Here is a 4,695-nt window from a genome sequence, read left to right as displayed (position 1 = left end):
CGCATGGCGGTCGTGCCCCTGGATCCCTCACCTGTCCGCGGCAGCCATGGCCGCCTCCCCACGAGCGACGAAGACGGTCCGCTCGTCCTGGTTTCCACCCCCCACGCAGTGTCCGGCCGCGTAGCGGCCACCGATGTGAAGTCCCTGCTGTTGCGGCTCGCCGGCCTCTCCTGAGGCGGCTGCCGTCAGGCACCCGCAGCACCGTGACAACGAAAGCGAGACACGCTGTGACCACGTTCAACGACGAATCCGTCACCGGCGACGCCCTGCGCCGCACGCTCGGCGTCAGCCGCCGCCGTTTCCTCAGCACCTGCACGGCCGCCACCGCCGCGGCGATCGCCGCACCGGTGTTCGGCGCCGCTCCCGCACTGGCGCAGGACGGCGTGGAAGCCGCCGGCGAGGACCGGGGCCGGTCCGCTCTGGTCCCGCAGCACAAGCGCGGCATCATCCTCTACACCGTCCGCGACGCGATCGGCCGCGACCCGCTCGCCTCCAACCTGCCCTCCGGTTTCCGTGAGGTCTTCCAGCAGCTGGCGCGCTTCGGCTACCGCCAGGTGGAGTTCGCCGGCTACGGCCAGCACGCCAACGCGCCCGGCGGCGCGAACCTGGGCACCATCGAGGGCGCCAAGCTGATGCGCTCCTGGCTCGACGAGTACGGGCTGCGGGCGCAGGGCAGCCACGGCTTCATCCCGCCGTCCTGGCCGCTGACCCAGGCCGACCTGGACACCTTCAAGCGCAATCTGGAGATCGCCAACATCCTCGGCATGGACCACATGGGCACCGGTGGCGACCCCACCGGCAGCCCCTACCGGGCCGACTGGGACGTCGCCGCGGAGAAGTGGAACACCATGGGCGCCATCGCCCGCCGTGAGGGCGTCAAGCTCTACACCCACAACCACGACAGCGCCTACGACTTCCTGCTCGACGGCGGTCCGCTCGACGCCCAGGGCCGCCCGACCCGCAGCTCCGGCATCAGAAAGCTGGAGTACTTCCTGGAGGTGACGGACCGCAAGACCGTCTATCTGGAGCTGGACGTCTTCTGGGCGCACGTGGCCCAGTACAAGTTCCACACCTACACCGCCCACGACGGCTCGCGGCAGGAGCAGGTCTTCGACCCCGCCGCACTCGTGGTCCGCAACACCAACCGCTTCCCGCTCTTCCACGCCAAGGACGGCGTCGTCAACCCGCAGAGCGGGCTGGGCTACGACATGGTGCCGTTCGGCACGGGCGACATCGACTACCGGAAGTTCTTCACCCGGGTGGGCGCGAAGAACTACCACAACCCGATGGTCGAGCAGGACAACGCGCCGAGCGCGAGCACTCCCGGCCAGTCGCTCGAGTTCGCCCGGGTCGGCTACGACAACCTCGCGGCTCTGCGCGCCCGCCACTGACGAAGCGTCACCCGCAGGACCCGCCCGGCGCCTCGGCGCGGGGCGGGTCACCCCGGCGTGCCCGAAACACCCCTGAACACCCTGAAACGCCAGGACAAACTTTCCCCGAGAAAGTTGAAACTTTGTCCTTGACGAGTTGAAAGTGGGCGCCTTAGCGTCCAACTGCCTCCCACCGCACGGGTCTTCACCCGATGTCTCTCTGCGGCGGCCGGCCGGGGTCTCGCCCCCGGGGCTTGTGGTGCCGCCGACCAGACCAGAGGAGTTCTGAGTGCGCAACAGACGGATCGTCACCCTCGTGGGGGCGGCTGCGTTGGCCGGAGCCGTCGGGCTCCTGCCGCTCTCGCCGGCACAAGCCGCCAAATCGGATCCCGCACCGCCGGCCCCGTCGGACTTTCAGAAGGTCACCCTCAACGACCGCCCGGGCGAGCCCATGGCCCTCGCCGTCCTGCCCGACCGGCGGGTGCTGCACACGGCACGCACCGGAGAGGTCCGCATCCACGACCCCAAGAGCGGCGTGAACTTCCTCGCCGCCGACCTCAAGAAGAGCCCCGCCGGGCTCTACCAGCACGACGAGGAAGGCGTGCAGGGCATCGCCGTCGACCCCGGCTTCGCCAAGAACCGCTGGGTCTACCTCTACTACTCGCCCCGCCTCGACACCCCCATCGACGACCCCGCCACCGCGGGCGTCAACGAAGGCGACGCACCGCAGTTCGGCACGGCCGCGGACTTCGCCAAGTACGAGGGCGTCACGCGGCTTTCGCGGTTCAAGCTCGTGGGCAACAAGCTCGACTTCGACACCGAGCAGAAGATCCTCGACGTCCCGGCCGACCGGGGCATCTGCTGCCACGTCGGCGGCAAGATCGACTTCGATCACAAGGGCAACCTGTTCCTGTCCACCGGTGACGACTCCAACCCGTTCTCCTCGGACGGCTACGCCCCGCTCGACGACCGCGCCGACCGCAACCCGGCCTACGACGCGCGGCGCACCTCGGGCAACACCGACGACCTGCGCGGCAAGGTCCTGCGCATCAAGGTCAAGCGCGACGGCAGCTACGCGATACCCGACGGCAACCTCTTCGCGCCGGGCACCCCGAAGACCCGCCCCGAGATCTACGCCATGGGTCTGCGCAACCCGTTCCGCTTCGGAGTCGACGACAAGACCGGCGAGGTCTACGTCGGCGACTACTCGCCCGACGCCAACCAGGCCAAGCCCGACCGCGGCCCCGCCGGGCACGGCCGCTGGATGGTCATCGACCGCCCCGCCAACTACGGCTGGCCGTTCTGCGTGACCCAGGACATGCCGTACCAGGACTACGACTTCGCCACTCAGAAGTCGAGCGGCGCGTTCGACTGCGCCAAGCCGGTCAACGACTCGCGTCACAACACCGGCCTGAGCGAGCTGCCGCCGGTCACGGACGCGGAGATGGTCTACGGCTACGGAGCCTCCGCGGAATTCCCGGAGCTCGGCACCGGCGGCATCGGCCCGATGGGCGGCCCGGCGTACCGCTACGACAAGCGGAACACGGCCGAGAACCGCTGGCCCGCGTACTTCGACGGCAAGCCGCTCTTCTACGAGTGGACCCGCGACCAGATGAAGGCCATCACCCTCGACAAGCGGAACGAGATCCAGAAGATCGAGGACGCGATCCCCTCGATCAAGACGGACGGCCCGATCGACGCCGAGTTCGGCCCGGACGGCGCTCTGTACGTCCTCGAGTACGGCACCGGGTACTTCGCGGAACTGCCCGAGGCCCAGCTCTCCCGCATCGACTTCACGCGAGGCAACCGCACCCCCGAGCCCAAGGCCGCCGCAGACGTGGTCAACGGCACCAGCCCGCTGACGGTCCAGTTCTCCAGCGCCGGCACCAAGGACGCCGACGGTGACGCCCTCAGCTACGCCTGGGACTTCGACGCCGACGGCACCGTGGACTCCACGGAGGCGAACCCGAAGCACACGTTCACCAAGAACGCCGTCTTCGACGCCACGCTGAAGGTCACCGACAGCACCGGACGCTCAGCCTCCGCGTCGGTTCCCGTCGTGGTCGGCAACAAGGCGCCGGTCGTCTCCCTCACGACCGACCCGGCCCCGCACGGCGGCACGGCCTTCCACTGGGGTGACACGGTCACCTGGGAGGTCACCGTCACCGACGACCAGCCGGTGGACTGCTCGAAGGTCACCGTCTCGTTCATCCTCGGCCACGACTCGCATGGTCACCCGCTGTCTTCGAGCAACGGCTGCTCGGGATCGTTCAAGACGTTCGTGGACGGCGGTCACGCCGGTGCGGACAACCTCAAGGCGGTCTTCAACGCCACCTACAAGGACACGCCCCCGGACGGCCTGCCGTCCCTCTCGGGCAGCGCCGAGGTCGCGCTGACACCGGCCGACTGACCGGCGGCCAAGACACAGAGGCGGGGCGCCATCCCTTGGGGACGGCGCCCCGTCGCCGCTCCTGCAACGCCTCGTCCCGCTCGCTGCCCCACGGAGGCCAGGCGCCCACCGGCAACACCTCCGACGCTGCCGGAGTGCCCGGACGGCGTCCGAGGGACGACGTCCGAGCAGGACCGAGCCCGGCCGGTGATCCTGCAAGGCTCGGTCCAGCGCCGCCATCGTCCCATCCACGGTCTGGGAGATCCTGCACGCTGCCGGCATCGACCCTGCCCCGCAGCGATCCGGTCCGACCTGACGCCAGTTCCTCTCCGCCCAGGCCCACGGCATCATCGCCGCCGACTTCCTGCACCTGGACACCGTGTCGCTCAAGCGCCTGTACGCCCTGATCTTCATCGAGCACGGCCCCCGGCGCGTCCACCTTGCCGGCGTCACCGCCCATCCCAGCGCCGAGTGGACGACGCAGCAGGCGAGGAACCTCGCCATGACGTTGGGGTGCCGGATGGACTCACTACGCTTCCTGCTCCGGGATCGGGATTCGACGAGCATGCCGAAGACTCCGGCCGCGAGCATCGATCCATACACGGCCTGTAGTCCGTAGTTCCCTGCAATAAGGATCATCGGAGTCACGGCGGTGAAGGCTGCGCCGGCCATCACGGGCATGCGGGCGCCGAGCACCCGTCCGACGCCCGCGCCCTGGATCATCGTGATGATGCCCGCGACCAGCAGGTCGGCGTTGATGAGCAGAGCTATGGTCGAGGCGTCCAGTGCGCGCTGGGCGTTGATCGAGCCGGTGCTGAGCGCTTGGCGGGCCGAGCGGCGCCGGTATGCACTGAACATCGGACACCCGCCGGAGCACGATCTCCGCGAGATCATGAACGCGATCCTGCACGTGAACCGCACCGGGGCGCAGTGGCG

3 protein-coding genes and 3 pseudogenes are annotated in these 4,695 nt (G+C 69.2%); 5 read left to right on the top strand and 1 reads right to left on the bottom strand.

What is annotated here, in order from left to right; genetic code table 11:
- The 4 genes and pseudogenes from StrepF001_RS49245 to StrepF001_RS49240 all read left to right on the top strand — a co-directional run.
- Window positions 1-174 (top strand): annotated as a pseudogene (locus StrepF001_RS49245) (alkaline phosphatase family protein); the annotation flags it as partial.
- Between the two features lie 53 nt (window positions 175-227).
- Window positions 228-1,391, top strand: coding sequence for a sugar phosphate isomerase/epimerase family protein (locus StrepF001_RS44575; protein ID WP_129803772.1), 1,164 nt, complete (start codon window positions 228-230; stop codon window positions 1,389-1,391).
- A 268-nt stretch (window positions 1,392-1,659) separates the two neighbouring features.
- A complete protein-coding gene (locus StrepF001_RS44570) occupies window positions 1,660-3,780 on the top strand; it encodes a PQQ-dependent sugar dehydrogenase (RefSeq protein WP_129803771.1) in 2,121 nt (706 codons plus the stop codon).
- 226 nt (window positions 3,781-4,006) lie between these two features.
- A pseudogene (locus StrepF001_RS49240) lies at window positions 4,007-4,318 on the top strand (integrase); the annotation flags it as partial.
- A gap of 56 nt (window positions 4,319-4,374) precedes the next feature.
- On the opposite strand, the pseudogene StrepF001_RS49235 reads toward StrepF001_RS49240, so the two are convergent.
- Window positions 4,375-4,488, bottom strand: a pseudogene (locus StrepF001_RS49235) (hypothetical protein); the annotation flags it as partial.
- Between the two features lies 1 nt (window position 4,489).
- Here StrepF001_RS49235 and StrepF001_RS49230 point away from each other — a divergent pair.
- A partial coding sequence (locus StrepF001_RS49230) for a transposase (protein WP_240798007.1) occupies window positions 4,490-4,695 on the top strand: 206 nt, incomplete at its 3' end.

This window comes from Streptomyces sp. F001, from assembly GCF_004187715.1.
GTDB classification, from domain to species: Bacteria; Actinomycetota; Actinomycetes; order Streptomycetales; family Streptomycetaceae; genus Streptomyces; species Streptomyces flavusporus.
Note: the sequence above shows the minus strand (reverse complement) of the source record. Positions and strands in the feature narration are given on the sequence as shown.